The organism is Blastococcus sp. URHD0036 (genome assembly GCF_000701365.1).
In the GTDB taxonomy this organism is placed as follows: domain Bacteria; phylum Actinomycetota; class Actinomycetes; order Mycobacteriales; family Geodermatophilaceae; genus Trujillonella.
Genome location: NZ_JNIK01000018.1, coordinates 83,086 through 97,215 on the forward strand (window position 1 = coordinate 83,086; position 14,130 = coordinate 97,215).

General features: G+C 75.2%; 16 protein-coding genes. 5 read left to right on the forward strand and 11 right to left on the reverse strand.

Features of this window, described 5'->3' with window-relative positions; genetic code table 11:
* Positions 1-4: 4 nt before the first annotated feature.
* Positions 5-1,522 carry an IMP dehydrogenase gene (guaB, locus tag N555_RS0120675; protein WP_051684312.1) on the reverse strand — a complete coding sequence of 506 codons (1,518 nt, stop codon included), beginning with the start codon at positions 1,520-1,522 and terminating at the stop codon, positions 5-7.
* Positions 1,523-1,643: 121 nt separating this feature from the next.
* On the opposite strand from guaB, the gene N555_RS0120680 reads away from it, so the two are divergent.
* Positions 1,644-2,039: a DUF5319 family protein gene (locus tag N555_RS0120680; protein WP_029433402.1), complete on the forward strand. Its 396-nt coding sequence runs from the start codon at positions 1,644-1,646 to the stop codon at positions 2,037-2,039.
* A 50-nt stretch (positions 2,040-2,089) separates the two neighbouring features.
* A complete protein-coding gene (locus N555_RS26290; protein ID WP_029433403.1) occupies positions 2,090-2,803 on the forward strand; it encodes a phosphatase PAP2 family protein in 714 nt (237 codons plus the stop codon).
* Positions 2,804-2,876: 73 nt separating this feature from the next.
* On the opposite strand, the gene N555_RS0120690 is transcribed toward N555_RS26290, so the two are convergent.
* A complete protein-coding gene (locus N555_RS0120690) occupies positions 2,877-3,629 on the reverse strand; it encodes a response regulator transcription factor (RefSeq protein ID WP_029433404.1) in 753 nt (250 codons plus the stop codon).
* A 260-nt stretch (positions 3,630-3,889) separates the two neighbouring features.
* Between N555_RS0120690 and N555_RS0120695 the strand changes: the two genes are divergently transcribed.
* Positions 3,890-4,189, forward strand: a complete 300-nt coding sequence (locus N555_RS0120695) for a WhiB family transcriptional regulator (RefSeq protein WP_029433405.1) — start codon at positions 3,890-3,892, stop codon at positions 4,187-4,189.
* 107 nt (positions 4,190-4,296) lie between these two features.
* Here N555_RS0120695 and groL read toward each other — a convergent pair whose 3' ends face one another.
* Together groL and groES are read right to left on the reverse strand one after the other, a co-directional pair.
* On the reverse strand, positions 4,297-5,934 hold the full coding sequence (groL, locus tag N555_RS0120700; RefSeq protein ID WP_029433406.1) for a chaperonin GroEL: 1,638 nt from the start codon (positions 5,932-5,934) through the stop codon (positions 4,297-4,299).
* 116 nt (positions 5,935-6,050) lie between these two features.
* Positions 6,051-6,359 (reverse strand): co-chaperone GroES, encoded by a 309-nt coding sequence (gene groES, locus N555_RS0120705; RefSeq protein ID WP_029433407.1) that lies wholly within the window; start codon positions 6,357-6,359, stop codon positions 6,051-6,053.
* A gap of 202 nt (positions 6,360-6,561) precedes the next feature.
* On the opposite strand from groES, the gene N555_RS0120710 reads away from it, so the two are divergent.
* Positions 6,562-7,806: a class I SAM-dependent methyltransferase gene (locus tag N555_RS0120710; RefSeq protein ID WP_231503056.1), complete on the forward strand. Its 1,245-nt coding sequence runs from the start codon at positions 6,562-6,564 to the stop codon at positions 7,804-7,806.
* A gap of 21 nt (positions 7,807-7,827) precedes the next feature.
* Here N555_RS0120710 and tsaD read toward each other — a convergent pair whose 3' ends face one another.
* The 5 genes from tsaD to N555_RS0120735 are packed head-to-tail and all read right to left on the reverse strand — an operon-like array spanning position 7,828 to position 11,079.
* The gene (tsaD, locus tag N555_RS0120715) at positions 7,828-8,862 is read right to left on the reverse strand and encodes a tRNA (adenosine(37)-N6)-threonylcarbamoyltransferase complex transferase subunit TsaD (protein ID WP_029433409.1); all 1,035 of its coding nucleotides are present in this window, start codon (positions 8,860-8,862) and stop codon (positions 7,828-7,830) included.
* Positions 8,859-9,308: a ribosomal protein S18-alanine N-acetyltransferase gene (rimI, locus tag N555_RS0120720; RefSeq protein ID WP_029433410.1), complete on the reverse strand. Its 450-nt coding sequence runs from the start codon at positions 9,306-9,308 to the stop codon at positions 8,859-8,861. Before rimI ends, tsaD begins: the two co-directional genes overlap by 4 nt.
* The gene (tsaB, locus tag N555_RS0120725; protein ID WP_029433411.1) at positions 9,305-9,964 is read right to left on the reverse strand and encodes a tRNA (adenosine(37)-N6)-threonylcarbamoyltransferase complex dimerization subunit type 1 TsaB; all 660 of its coding nucleotides are present in this window, start codon (positions 9,962-9,964) and stop codon (positions 9,305-9,307) included. The genes rimI and tsaB overlap by 4 nt, the downstream gene beginning before the upstream one ends.
* A gap of 27 nt (positions 9,965-9,991) precedes the next feature.
* Complete coding sequence (gene tsaE / locus N555_RS0120730) at positions 9,992-10,447, reverse strand: tRNA (adenosine(37)-N6)-threonylcarbamoyltransferase complex ATPase subunit type 1 TsaE (protein WP_029433412.1); 456 nt, start codon at positions 10,445-10,447, stop codon at positions 9,992-9,994.
* Positions 10,444-11,079 carry a uracil-DNA glycosylase gene (locus N555_RS0120735; RefSeq protein ID WP_034511761.1) on the reverse strand — a complete coding sequence of 212 codons (636 nt, stop codon included), beginning with the start codon at positions 11,077-11,079 and terminating at the stop codon, positions 10,444-10,446. Before N555_RS0120735 ends, tsaE begins: the two co-directional genes overlap by 4 nt.
* On the opposite strand from N555_RS0120735, the gene N555_RS27085 reads away from it, so the two are divergent.
* Positions 11,024-11,782, forward strand: a complete 759-nt coding sequence (locus tag N555_RS27085) for a TIGR04222 domain-containing membrane protein (protein WP_081866389.1) — start codon at positions 11,024-11,026, stop codon at positions 11,780-11,782. The two genes, N555_RS0120735 and N555_RS27085, sit on opposite strands and share 56 nt — an antisense overlap.
* A 2-nt stretch (positions 11,783-11,784) precedes the next feature.
* On the opposite strand, the gene N555_RS0120745 is transcribed toward N555_RS27085, so the two are convergent.
* Both N555_RS0120745 and alr read right to left on the reverse strand, forming a co-directional pair.
* A complete protein-coding gene (locus N555_RS0120745) occupies positions 11,785-12,990 on the reverse strand; it encodes an alpha/beta fold hydrolase (RefSeq protein ID WP_051684314.1) in 1,206 nt (401 codons plus the stop codon).
* Entirely contained in the window at positions 12,990-14,129 is a 1,140-nt protein-coding gene (gene alr, locus N555_RS0120750; RefSeq protein ID WP_029433416.1) for an alanine racemase, read from the reverse strand. The genes N555_RS0120745 and alr overlap by 1 nt, the downstream gene beginning before the upstream one ends.
* Position 14,130 lies beyond the last annotated feature (1 nt).

Genomic DNA, 14,130 nt, shown 5'->3' on the forward strand with positions numbered 1-14,130 from the left:
CAGGTCACCGGGCCCGGTAGTTCGGTGCTTCCACCGTCATCTGGATGTCATGGGGGTGGCTCTCGGTCAGGCCCGCCGAGGTGATGCGGGTGAGCTGGCCGCGCTCCTGCAGGTCGGCGATCGTCGCCGCGCCGGCGTAGCCCATGGAGGCGCGCAGGCCGCCGACGAGCTGGTGGGCCACCGTCGACAGGGCACCGCGGTAGGGCACCTGCCCCTCGATGCCCTCGGGGACGAGCTTGTCGTCGGAGAGGACGTCGTCGGCGAAGTAGCGGTCGCGGCTGTAGGACTGGTTGCCGCGCTTCTGCATGGCGCCCAGCGACCCCATGCCGCGGTAGGTCTTGTACTGCTTGCCGTTCATGAAGACCAGCTCGCCCGGGGCCTCCTCGACGCCGGCGAACAGGCCACCGATCATCACCGTGTCGGCGCCGGCGACCAGTGCCTTGGCGATGTCGCCGGAGTACTGCAGCCCGCCGTCGGCGATGACCGGCACGCCGGCCGGGCGGGCCGCCAGGGAGGCCTCGTAGATGGCGGTGACCTGCGGGACGCCGACCCCGGCCACCACGCGCGTGGTGCAGATGGAACCCGGCCCGACGCCGACCTTGACCGCGTCCGCGCCGGCGTCGATCAGGGCCTGGGCGCCGGCCCGGGTGGCGATGTTGCCGCCGACGACCTGCACCCCACCGTCGCCGCCGAAGTCCTTCCGCACACGGGCGACCATGTCGAGGACGGCGCGCTGGTGGCCGTGCGCGGTGTCGACCACGACCACGTCGACACCGGCGTCGACCAGCAGGCCGGCCCGCTTGTAGGCGTCCTCGCCGACGCCCAGGGCGGCCCCGACCACGAGGCGGCCGTCGGCGTCCTTGGTGGAGTTCGGGTACTGGTCGCGCTTGACGAAGTCCTTGACCGTGATGAGCCCGCGCAGCCGGCCCGCCTCGTCGACGATCGGCAGCTTCTCGATCTTGTGCCTGGAGAGCAGGGCGAGCGCGGTGTCCGGGTCCACCCCGACGGGCGCGGTCACCAGCGGCATCGGCGTCATCACGTCGCGCACGAGCCGGTGGTGGTCGGTCTCGAACCGCATGTCGCGGTTGGTGCAGATGCCGACGAGGACGCCGTCGCCGTCGACCACCGGGGCGCCGGAGATGCGGTAGCGCGCGGAGAGGGCGTCGACCTCGGCGAGGGTGTTGTCCGGGGAGACGGTCACCGGGTTGGTCACCATGCCGGCCTCGGACCGCTTCACCAGGTCGACCTGGCCGGCCTGCTCCTCGGCGGCGAGGTTGCGGTGCAGCACGCCGACGCCGCCGACGCGGGCCATGGCGATCGCCATGCGGGCCTCGGTCACCGTGTCCATGGCGCTGGACAGCAGCGGGACGGCGAGGCGGATGCCCCGGGTCAGCCGGCTGCTGGTGTCCACCTCGGCCGGGACGACGTCGGAGGCGCCGGGGATGAGGAGGACGTCGTCGTAGGTCAGGCCGAGCGGGGCGAACTTCGCCGGCAGCTCGGGTACGAACTCATCGGGCTGCATGCCTGCCGCCACCCTCCCGGGATCGGTCTGCGCCCTGCTGGGCGAGCGGGGAACCGCCTCGATCGTAGGCGGCGACCCTCGTGGGGCGGACCGTCGGCTGCCAGGCGGCTACCGTGGACACGTGAACTTCGACGACGCGACCGGCCCCGACTTCGGGCCCGCCGACCCGTCGGGTCCGCCGCCGCTGACGATGGAGGAGCGGGCCGGCGTCCTCGACGACCTGGCCGAGCTCGAGATCTTCCGCACGCTGCTGGAGCCCAGCGGGATCAAGGGCATCGTCGTCGACTGCCCGGACTGCGACGAGGAGCACCACGTCGACTGGGCGCTCATGCAGGCCAACCTGCGGCAGCTGCTCGAGGAGGGGCAGACCGGCCGGCACGAGCCGCCGTTCGACCCCGACCCCGACGACTACGTGAGCTGGGACTACGCGAGCGGCTACGCCGACGGGGTCGCCGCGGTCGCCGACCGCGAGGAACCGGGCAACGGCCGCGGCGGCAGGCACGCCCGCGAGGACTGAGCAGGGCGCACTCCCTGGCGGGAGGTGCGGCGGAGCGGGACGCTTCGCCCATGCCCGCCGTCGAGCACCGCAGGAACGCGGCCCCGGCCGCGGGGAACCGGGTCCGTCCGGGTCCCACCGCGGCCCGTCTCGCGCTGGCGCTGGTGGCGCTGCTCGGTCTCGCCCTGGCCACCGGCTGGCTGCTGACCCGGTCGGCTGAGGGCGACGCCTTCGAACGTCGCGACGCCGCGCTCGTCCGGTGGTTCGCCGCGCACCGGACCGCGTTCCTGGACACCCTGTCCGGCCCGGCCGCCGAGCTCGGCAACACCCGGGTCGTCGTGGCCGTGGCCGTCGTCGCCGCGGCCGGGATCGGCATCGCCCGCCGCTCGTGGTGGCCCGCTGTCGTGCTGGCGGTCGCCCTGGGCGGGGAGCTCGCCGTCTTCCTCACCACCACGGCGCTGATCGACCGTCCCCGGCCGGACGTCCCGCACCTGGACGCGCACCTGCCGCCGACGTCGAGCTTCCCCTCGGGACACACGGCGGCGGCCATCTGCCTGTACGGCGCGGTGGCCGCCCTGCTGCTCGCCGGGGGACGCGAGCGCTGGCGCCGCCTCGCGGTGGTCCTCGCCGTGCTGGTCGTCCTCGTGGTGGCGGCGGCCCGGCTGTACCGCGGGGCGCACTACCCGACCGACGTCCTCGGGAGCGTGCTGTTCGCCCTCCCGTGGCTGCTCGTCACCGTGGCGGTCCTGCACCTGCCGGAGGGGTCCCGCGCGCACGGGCCCTGAGACGCCGGATGGCGGCCGTCCCGAGGGGACGACCGCCATCCGTTCGCGTACGGGCGGCTGCGCCGCCCACACGTCAGGTCATCATGCCCCGGCGGAAGCCGGTGGCGACCGCCTCGGCGCGGTCCTTGGCGCCGAGCTTGCGGAACAGCCGGCGCGCGTGGGTCTTGATGGTGTCCTCGGAGAGGTAGAGCTCGCGGCCGATCTGGGCGTTGCTCTTGCCCTGGCTCATGCCGGTCAGCACCTGCATCTCGCGCATGGAGAGGCTCACGGCCGGCACCTGGGCGACGGCGGCACGGACCGTGGTCGGCGCGGAGCCGGCCAGCGGGCTGGCGCCGCTCCAGGCCGGGGCGGGGGCACCGGAGTGCGCCCCGACGCTGGCCAGCGGCACGGAGGCGCCGTTGTGCGGCTGCGGCGTCCGCCCGTCGACCCTCAAGCCCACCCGGGACAGGCCCAGGCCCATCTCGAGGGCGGTGGCGTCCCAGCGCAGGTAGCCGCGGGCACCGACGGCGACGGCGGCACGGACGGTCTCCGCGTCGTCGGAGGACCCGAGCACGAGCACCGGCAGCCGCGGGAAGGCCCGCAGCGCCTGCGTCGCGACGGTGAGGCCGGAGTCCATGGCCCGCTGCGTCCCGATGAGCAGGACGTCGGGGTGCCGGGTGGCCAGCCGGGACATGAGCTGGGCGGCGTCGCCGACGGCCTCGACCCGGCCGACGAACGGCAGGGCCACGAGCCGCGAGGCGATGTCCTCACGGACCCGCCGGCGCTCGTCGTAGACCCACACCGTCGTCGTCCCGCTGCCGGGACCGCGCATCCTGTCGTCGATCACGCCTTGCTCCTCGCTCCCGGCACGGTGTCCGGGCGATTCCCCCGCCGACGTCGGACGGGGCTCCCCCGCCGGTTTCGGCACGACCGAGGACCACCTTGATCGGCTCGGGGACCAGGCGACAGATGCCCTCACCCAGCGGGGTGAGCCGGGAGGCGTCAAAATGCGGCGGCCTCCCGTGTTTGACGCACGTGGGCGTCGGGCACCGGCCCCTTGCAGCCGGACCGCCCCCTCCGGCTCGCATCGAGCCGAGGAGGACCACCATGGCTGACATCCGCCGACTGCCCACCCCCGTCGCCGAGGTGTGGGACTGGCAGCTGCACGGCGCCTGCCGTGGCGAGAGCACGGCCCTGTTCTTCCACCCCGACGGTGAGCGCGGGCCCGCTCGGGCCCGGCGGCAGAACGCGGCCAAGGCCGTGTGCGCCACCTGCCCCGTGGTGGCGGCGTGCCTGAAGCACGCACTCGCCGTCCGCGAGCCGTACGGCGTGTGGGGCGGGATGAGCGAGGAGGAGCGGGCCCGGCTGATCGCCGCCGAGCCCGCCGCGGTCGCCGCGGGCGTGTAGCGCCCGCAGACACGACGGCGAGGGCCGGTCCAGCAGTCGCTGGACCGGCCCTCGCCGTTTCTGTGTGCCCCGTCCCGAGGCGCAGGGCCTCGGGACGGGGCGTTCACTCAGTGCGCGTGGCCGTGGCCGCCGTGCGAGTGCCCGTGACCGCCACCTGCGTGCTCGTCCTCCTCGACCGGCGCCTCGACGACGGCCGAGTCGGTGGTGAGGATCATCGCCGCGATGGAGGCGGCGTTGCCGAGCGCGGCCTTGGTGACCTTGACCGGGTCGATGACGCCCTGGGCGGCCAGGTCGCCGTACTCGCCGGTCTGGGCGTTGAAGCCGGTGCCGACGCCGGCCTCGCGGACCTTGCTGACGACGACGCGGCCCTCGAAGCCCGCGTTCTCCGCGATGCGGTGCAGCGGGGCGTCCAGCGCCTTGCGGACCGCGCGGGCACCGGTCAGCTCGTCACCGGTGAGGTCGAGCGCGTCGACCGCGGCCGCGGCGTGCACGAGCGCGGAGCCGCCACCGGGGACGACGCCCTCCTCCACCGCGGCGCGGGTGGCGGCGATGGCGTCCTCGATCCGGTGCTTCTTCTCCTTCATCTCGACCTCGGTGGCCGCGCCGACGCGGATGACCCCGATGCCGCCGGCCAGCTTCGCGAGCCGCTCCTGCAGCTTCTCGCGGTCCCAGTCGGAGTCCGTGGCGTCGATCTCGCGGCGGATCTGCGCGACCCGGTCGGCGATGGCCTCGCTGCCGCCGCCGCCGTCGACGATCGTCGTGTCGTCCTTGGTGACGACGACGCGGCGGACGCTGCCGAGCACCTCGGTGCCGACGGAGTCCAGCTTCAGGCCGACGTCCTCGCTGACGACCTGACCGCCGGTGACGATCGCGAGGTCGGTCATGAACGCCTTGCGGCGGTCACCGAAGAACGGCGACTTGACCGCGACGACCTTGATCGTCTTGCGGATGGAGTTGACGACGAGGGTCGACAGGGCCTCGCCCTCGACGTCCTCGGCGACGATCAGCAGCGGACGGCCACCGCCGCTGAGCACCTTCTCCAGCAGCGGGAGCAGGTCGGCCAGGGCGCCGATCTTGCCCTGCACGAGGAGCACGGCGGCGTCCTCCAGGACGGCCTCCATCGCCTCGGTGTCGGTGACGAAGTACGGCGACAGGTAGCCCTTGTCGAACTGCAGGCCCTCGGTCACGTCGAGCTCGGTGGAGAGGGTGTTGCTCTCCTCGACGGTGATGACGCCGTCCTTGCCGACCTTCTGCATGGCCTCGCCGATCAGGGTGCCCACCTCGGCGTCCTGGGCGGAGATGGTGGCCACCTCGGCGATGGCGTCCTGCTTCTCGACCGGGATGGCCGCGGCGTCGAGGGCGGCGTGCACCGCGTCGACGGCCGCGCGCATGCCGCGTCCCAGGCCCATCGGGTTGGCGCCGGCCGCGACGTTGCGCATGCCCTCGTGCACCAGGGACTGGGCGAGCACGGTGGCGGTGGTGGTGCCGTCGCCGGCGACGTCGTTGGTCTTGGTGGCGACGTTCTTGGCCAGCTGGGCGCCGAGGTTCTCGTACGGGTCCTCGAGGTCGACCTCGCGGGCGATGGTGACGCCGTCGTTGGTGATCGTCGGGGCACCGAACTTCTTGTCGATGACGACGTTGCGGCCGCGCGGGCCGAGCGTCACCTTGACCGCGTCGGCGAGCTTGTCGACGCCGCGCTCGAGTGCCCGACGGGCGTCCTCGTTGAACTTGATGATCTTGGCCATGGGGCCGGACCTCTCGATCAGTGGGGGTTCAGGAAGGCGGACGACGACCGCCCCGGGACCCGGTGTCTCGGGTCGCCGGGGCGGTGGTCAGTGCTGGTGGTGCAGGTGCGGAGAGGTCACTTCTCCACGACGGCGAGCAGGTCGCGCGCCGACAGGACGAGGTAGTCCTCGCCGCCGTAGCGCACCTCGGTGCCGCCGTACTTCGAGTAGATGACGACGTCACCCACGTTCACGTCGAGGGGGACGCGGTTGCCGTTGTCGTCGACGCGGCCGGGGCCCACGGCGATGACCGTGCCCTCCTGCGGCTTCTCCTTGGCGGTGTCCGGGATGACCAGACCGGAGGCGGTGGTGGTCTCGGCCTCGTTGGCCTGGACCACGACGCGGTCCTCCAGCGGCTTGATGCTGACCTTGGTAGCGGTCGTCACGTCGGTGACGCCCCCTTCGGGATCGTGGAGCTGGTGGGTGTGGATGGTGGTGCGTGGTGCTGATGCTGTGGCACGGACCTGCGCACCTGCCGTCGCGGGGGTCAGGCGGCTGCCGTGTCGTCTGGCACTCTACCCACGAGAGTGCCAGCCCCTCAAGCGGGTCCCCCGACGGTGTCGCGGACCGGTGCGTCACGCTGTCGCCGTGCCCGCCGACGCGTCCGGAACCCACCCGGAGGGGATGCTCGAGCAGCTCGCCCTGCTCCGCACCGCCGACGGCACCGCGGCCCTCGAGCTGGCCGGCTCGCTGCACGCCGACGGGGTCGACGTCCTGGCCGGCCTCGACCGGCTGCGCGCCTCCGTCGGCGCCGAGCTGGCCGGGCCGGCCTGGGGCTTCGCCCGGCTGCGCGCCCGGGCCCGACCGGTGTTCGGGGCCGACGCCGACCGGCTCTTCCTGACCGACGACACCCTCGAGCAGGCCGGCCGCCCGGAGCTCGCCGCGCGCCGGGCCGCCCGGTTGCTGGCCGCCGGCGACGGGGAGGTCGACTCCGTCGCCGACCTCGGTTGCGCCGCCGGCACCGACACCATCGCGCTGGCCCGGGCGGGCGCCAGCGTGCTCGCGGTCGACGTCGACCCGCTCGCCCGCGAGCTCACTGCGGCCAACGTCGAGGCGCTGGGCCTGTCCGACCGGGTGTGGGTGGTGGCCGGCGACGCCGTCGACCTGGTCGCCGCCGTCCGCGGCGGGGAGGTGGCCAACTGCGCGGCCGCGGTGCTCGACCCCGCCCGGCGGGCCGGCGGACGACGGCAGCTGGACCCCGACCGCTGGTCACCGCCCTGGACCACCGTCACCGAGTTGCTCGACCGCGTGCCGGTGACCGCCGTCAAGGTGGCCCCGGGGCTGGACCACGACCGGGTGCCCGAGGGCGTGGAGGCCGAGTGGGTGTCGGTGAAGGGGTCGATCGTCGAGGCCCTCCTGTGGGGACGGGCGGTGTCCACTGTCTGGCGGCGGGCGACCGTCGTCCGGGACGGCGTCGCGCACGAGCTGACCGCCGACGCCGATCCCGGGTTCGCACCCTCCGGACCGGTGCGCGGATGGCTGCACGAGCCGGACCCCGCGGTGATCCGCTCGGGGCTGGTCTCGCTCGTGGCGGCCGACCTGGGCGCGACGCTGGTCGACCCGACGATCGCCTACCTGACCTCCGACGCGGCCGCGCCGGACTCCCCGTGGGTCTCGTCGTACCGGGTCGACGAGGTGCTGCCGTTCAACCTCAAGAAGCTCAAGGCGCTGCTGCGGGCCCGGGGCGTCGGCCGGGTGACGGTGAAGAAGCGGGGGTCGGCGATCGAGCCGGAGGAGATCGCCCGGCAGCTGCGCGGACCGGGGAACGCGTCCGCCGTCGTCGTCGTCACCCGGGTCGCCGGGAGGCCCACCGCCCTCGTCTGCGGAGTGTGAGAGCGCAGGTTTCCTGCGCTCTCACACTCCGACGACGTCGATCGGGAGCGAGCTGTCCGCGCCGAGGTCGGGGGCCGAGGGCGCGACGCCGGCCGCCACGAGCCGGGAGCCCAGCGCGGCCACCATCGCCCCGTTGTCGGTGCACAGCCGGGGACTGGGCACCCGCAGCACGATGCCCGCCGCCGCGCAGCGCTCCTCGGCCAGCGCCCGCAGCCGCGAGTTGGCCGCCACTCCCCCGCCGAGCACGAGGTGGTCCACGCCGTGGTCGCGGCAGGCCCGCACGGCCTTGGCGGTGAGCACGTCGGCGACCGCCTCCTGGAACGAGGCGGCGACGTCGGCGACCGGCACCGGCTCGCCGGCCTTCTGCCGCGCCTCGACCCAGCGGGCGACGGCGGTCTTCAGGCCGGAGAACGAGAAGTCGTAGGGGGCGTCGCGGGGCCCGGTGAGGCCGCGCGGGAAGGCGATGGCCGAGCCGTCGCCCTCGCGCGCCGCCCGGTCGATCGGCGGGCCGCCGGGGAAGGGCATGCCCAGCACGCGGGCCACCTTGTCGAACGCCTCGCCCGCCGCGTCGTCCACGGTGCGGCCGAGCGAGATGACCTCGCGGGAGAGGTCGGGCACGAGCAGCAGCGAGCTGTGCCCGCCGGAGACCAGCAGCGCCAGCGACGGCTCCTCGAGCGCGCCGTGCTGCAGCTCGTCGACGGCGACGTGCGCGGCGAGGTGGTTGACCCCGTACAGCGGGACGTCGAGGGCCAGCGCGTAGGCCTTGGCCGCGGCCAGCCCCACGAGCAGCGCGCCGGTGAGCCCGGGACCGGCCGTGACGGCGACGGCGTCCACGTCGGCGGCCTGCACGCCGGCCTCGGACAGCGCGCGGTGCACCGTCGGGACCATCGCCTCCAGGTGCGCGCGCGAGGCGATCTCCGGGACGACGCCGCCGAACCGCTCGTGCTCGGCCATCGACGTGGCCAGCGCGTCCGACAGCAGCGTGCGGCCGCGGACCAGCCCGACGCCGGTCTCGTCGCACGAGGTCTCGAACCCGAGGACCAGCGGCTCGGTCACAGCTTCTCCCGTCTCATCACCACGGCGTCGGTGTTGCTCGGCTGGTAGTAGCCGCGCCGCCGGCCGATCTCGGTGAAACCGCGGCGCCGGTAGAGCCCCTGCGCCACCTCGTTGTCGGCCCGCACCTCGAGCAGGACGACGGGGCTGCGCCGGTCGGCCTCGGCGAGCAGGGCGTCGAGCAGCAGCGCGCCGATCCCCTCCCCCTGCCGCTTCCCGGCGACGCCGATGGTCGCCACGTGCGCCTCGTCGGCGTACGCGATCAGCCCGGCGTAGCCGACCACCTCGTCGTCCGCCACCGCCACCAGGTAGTGCCGGGTGTCGGTGCGGGAGAGCTCGTCGCGGTACATCGACACCGTCCACGTGTCGGGCGCGAAGAGCTCCTCCTCGAGCTGCATCACCCGGGGCAGGTCGGCCAGCCGCATCGGCCGCAGGCGGACGTCGCTCATGCGGTCGTCACCGGCTTGAACGACGTCGGCGGGGTGGCGTCGGGACGGCGCAGGTACAGCGGCACCAGCGGGGCGGGCGGGGTCGGGCCGTCGAACAGAGCCGGGTCGTCGAGCTGGTCCGCGGCGGCGCGGAGCAGCCCCGCCGTCGTCACCTGGGCCTCGGTCACCGTCCGGCCGAGCCGCTCGGCGGCGAAGGGCGGGTCCCCGACGACCGGTTCGGGCAGCGTCACGTCGGCCGGCTTGTCCACCGACGGCCCGGAGATCCGGCTGCCGTCGGCGTCGTACGTCGCCCAGTAGACCTCCTTGCGGCGGGCGTCGGTGACCACCGTCCGGGCACCCGAGCCGATGGCGTCGAGGGAGCAGACACCGATCACCGGCAGCCCGCGGGCGTCGGCGATCGCGGCCGCGGTGACGATGCCGACCCGCAGTCCGGTGAACGGCCCGGGCCCCAGACCGGTCACGACCGCGCCCAGGTCGGCGAGCGCCACCCCGGCATCGGCGAGGACGTCGCGGACGGCCGGCGTCAGCAGCTCGGCGTGCCGGGTGCCCGAGGGGACGGCGCGCTCGGCGAGCACCTCGACCGCGCCGTCGGTGGAGCGGCGGGCGACCCCGGCCAGCAGGGTCGGGGTCGCGGTGTCGAGGGCCAGGACCAGCACGAGGAACCAGCCTACTGACGCGTCCCGTCAGGGCTGGTCGCCGAGCCGCTGCTCCCAGCCGGGGCCGTGCGGCACGAGGACGGCGGTGCGCACGTCGTCGTCCCGGCGGTCGAGACGCACCTCGAGGTGCTCGTCGGCGAGCTGCTCGACCAGCCCCTGCCCCCACTCGACGACGGTGACGGACGAGGCGACCGTGACATCCAGGTCGAGGTCGTCCACGTCGGCGACGCCGCCCAGCCGGTAGGCGTCCACGTGCACCAGCGGGAGCCGGCCGTCCCGGTGCACGCGGGCGATGACGAACGTCGGCGAGGTGACCGGCTCCCGCACCCCCAGCCCGGCGCCGATCCCCTGCGTGAGCGCGGTCTTGCCGGCACCCAGCGGCCCGACCAGCACGACCAGGTCGCCGGGGCGGGCGAGGCCGGCCAGGGCGACGCCGAGGGCGCGGGTGTCCGCCGGCGTCGGCAGCACGTGCTCGCGCCTCACGACGCCGCCGCCTGCGCCACGAGCCGCAGGTCGGCGGCGAGCGCGGCCCGCGGGGCACCGTTCGGGCCGAACCGGATCGCCGCCGACGGGTGGTAGGTCACGAACAGGCTCCTGCCCTCCCAGGCGACCGGTCCTCCCTCGCGCGCGCGGGCCAGCACCGTGCGGGGGCCGAGGAACCACTTCGCCGACGAGAGCCCGAGCGCGACGACCACCGGCGGGTCCAGCAGCTCGACCTGGCGGCGCAGCCACCCGCTGCAGCGGGCGACCTCGGGCGCCTTCGGGGTGCGGTTGCCCGGCGGCCGGCACTTCACGATGTTGACGACGGCGACCTCGGCGCGGTCGAGACCGGCCTCGGCCAGCAGCTGGTCGAGCAGGGCACCGCTCTTCCCGACGAACGGCCGGCCGGTCTCGTCCTCGGTCGCCCCGGGCGCCTCCCCGACGACGAGGACCCGCGGCCGGCCACCGACCGGCACGTCCCCGACGACGACGTGCTGCCGGGTGGCCGCGAGCTCGGGGCAGGCGACGCACCCGCGGGCGGACGTCGCGAGCGACTCCCAGTCGGGTGCTGCGGCGGCGGTGCGGGCCACCTCCTCGGCCGCGGCGTCGGACCGGGGCGGACGGGGGGCAGCCACGCGCCGACCCTACGACGGGCCTCCGGCCCTTCCCGGCCGGCCGGTCCGGTGGGACCGTGCCCCCAGCACCGCGCCACCCGGAGGAGACGCCGTGACCGCATCACGGGACCTGGACGTCTACGACGTCGCCTTCCTCGCCGGCGGCCCGGCCCGGGTGGTGCAGGCCGCCCTCACCACGCTGGTGACGGCCGGGCGGGTGCGGGCCAACGGAGGTCTCCTGTCGACGGTGGATCCCGTGCGGTCACACCCAGTGGAGGCGGCCGTCCTCGACGCCGTCGGCACCCGCGGCCACCGCTCGGTGGAGACCGTCGGGTGGCGGGTGCGCGACGACGACCGGCTGCTCGCGCTGGGACGCCGGCTCACCGATGCCGGTCTGCTCCCGCGCCGGCCCCTCTGGCCCCGCCGGCCGGGTGCTCCCCCGGCGCCGACGCGCGCCGGCCGCGATGTCCTGCGGCAGCTGGCCGGCGATCCCCGCCGGACGCTGCCGATGCGGGTCGCCCTGGACGGCTGGGACGACGTGCCCGACCCGGCACTCCGTCCCCTCACCGAGCGCCCGGCCGCTCCCGCCCCGACCCCCGGCCCGGACGTCGGATCGATCCGCGACCACCGGCGGGACGTCCTCTACGGCGACCCGGCGCACAACGGCGTCCAGGCCCAAGGTGCGGCGATGCTCTTCGACGGAGGTGCCGGAGGCGGCACCTGAGCTCAGGCGGTGGCGGCCGTGCGCTCCGCGCCGACCCGGCGGACGAGGGCCGACAGCGCGGCGGTGACCTCGGCGGGCTTCTCCAGCGGCACCATGTGCCCGGCACCGGGCACGACCAGGTGCTCCACCAGCTCGGCGTCCGGCCCGCCGAGCAGCTCGACGAGCTTGGCGCTGTGCTCCGGCGGGATCAGGGTGTCGCTGTCGCCGGTCAGCACCAGCGTCGGGACGGCGCGCAGTGGCTCCAGCGCCCCGGTCTCGTCCAGGCCGGCCAGTGCCGGGTAGAACTCCGCGATCACGTCGACCGGGGTGCCGGCGATCATCGAGTCGACGTAGCGGCCGAGCGCCGGGTCGACGTCGCGCGAGGCGAACGACAGCGACCAGGTGGCGGCGGAGATGACCGACGCGGCGATCTTCCGGGTCCGCTCGGCGACGCCCGGACGGCGGCGCATCGTCCACGCCGCGACCGGGATGACGGCGGCCCGGATCCGCGTCAGGAACTCGGGCAGGCCGAAGGAGAGCTCGGCGAGGTTCCCGCTGGAGGTCGACAGCAGCGCGGCGCCGACGACGCGGGTGCCGAACAGCTCGGGGTGCTGCTCGGCCAGCGCCATCACGGTCATGCCGCCCATCGAGTGCCCGGCCAGGACCACCGGCCCGCGCGGCGCCCGGGCCTCGATCACCGCGGCGAGGTCGTGGCCCAGCTGCTCCATCGTGGAGTGCTCTGCCGGGCCGCGGCCCGAGCCGCCGTGGCCGCGCTGGTCGTAGAACACCAGCCGGGCCCGGGGGCGGGAGCCGTTGGCGGTGGCCAGCTCGGCCCCCAGCGAGCGGCGCTGGTAGGTCCAGGAGTTCATCGACAGCGTGTAGCCGTGCACGAAGACGACGGTCAGCGGCGCGTCGAGCGGGCCGACCTCCTCGACGGCCAGCAGCACGCCGTCGTCGGCCTGCACGAGGGCGGTGCGGTCGGCGCGGCGGGACGACGGCCCGAGCGGGTCCTCCTCGCGCAGCTCGGCGTCGGAGGCCTCCGCGGGCAGGCCGGCCGCGGAGCCGACGCGCTCGGCGTCGACCCGGCGGGCGGCGTGCCGGTGGACCGCGACCCCGACCGCGGTGCCGGCCGCGGCCAGGCCGGCGACCGCGCCGACGACCCCGACGGTGGAGTGCGGACCGTGAGCGGTCTTCGCGGCGGGCTTCGCCGTCGTCTTCCGTGCCGCCATCAGACCGTCCCCGCCGTCCCGGTGTAGCGGCGGGCGAAGCGGCCGCCGATGCGGGCGACCAGCTCGTAGTGGATGGTGTCGGCGGCGTCGGCCCACTGCTGGGCGGTGGGCTCGCCGTCGGTCCCCGGGCCCCACAGCACGACGCGGTCACCGGCGTGGACGTCCGCGTCGCCGACGTCGAGCACGAACTGGTCCATGCACACGCGTCCGGCGATCGGCCGCTGCGCGCCGCCGGCCAGCACCGGCGCGCGGTTGCTCGCCGCACGCGGGATGCCGTCGGCGTAGCCGACCGGCACGATCGCCAGCGTCGTCTCCGTGGACGGCGAGTAGGTGTGGCCGTAGGAGACGCCGACACCGGCGGGCACCCGCTTGGTCAGCATCACGCGGGCCTCGGCGGTCATGGCCGGACGCAGCCCGTACGCGGCCGGGTCCCCGCCGAGCGGGTCCAGGCCGTAGATCGCGATGCCGGGGCGGACCAGGTCGTACCAGGTCTCGGGGAGGGCGACGGTGGCCGCGGAGTTGGCCAGGTGCCGGCGGGCGTCGCGCAGTCCGGCGTCCCGGGCGACGGTGACGGCCTCCTCGAACACCGCCTTCTGCCGGCCGATCGTGGGGTGGGTCGGCGCGTCGGCGTAGGCCAGGTGGCTCCACAGCCCGACCACCTCGACGTCGCCGTCGGCCGCGGCCTTCGCAGCCGCGGCGACGACCGCGGGCCACTCGTCGGGGGTCGCCCCACCGCGGGAGAGCCCGGTGTCGACCTTGAGGTGCAGCCGCGCCGTGCGGCCGGTGGCACGGGCGGCGGCGACGACCTCCTCGACCCCCCAGGTGGCGTTGACCGACACCTCGACGTCGGCGGTCAGCGCGGCCGCGAAGTCCTCGCCGGGGGCGTTGAGCCAGGCCAGCAGCGGTGCGGTCACCCCGGCGGCGCGCAGGGCGAGCGCCTCCTCGACCACCGCGACGCCGAGCGCGTCCGCGCCGCCGGCCAGCGCCGCGCGCGCGGAGGGGACCAGCCCGTGGCCGTAGCCGTCGGCCTTGACGACCGCCATCAGCGGCCGGCCCACGCGCTCGCGGAGGGCCGCGGTGTTGGCGGCGATGGCGTCGAGGTCGACGACCAGTTCAGCCCGGGCCGGTGCACTGCTCATC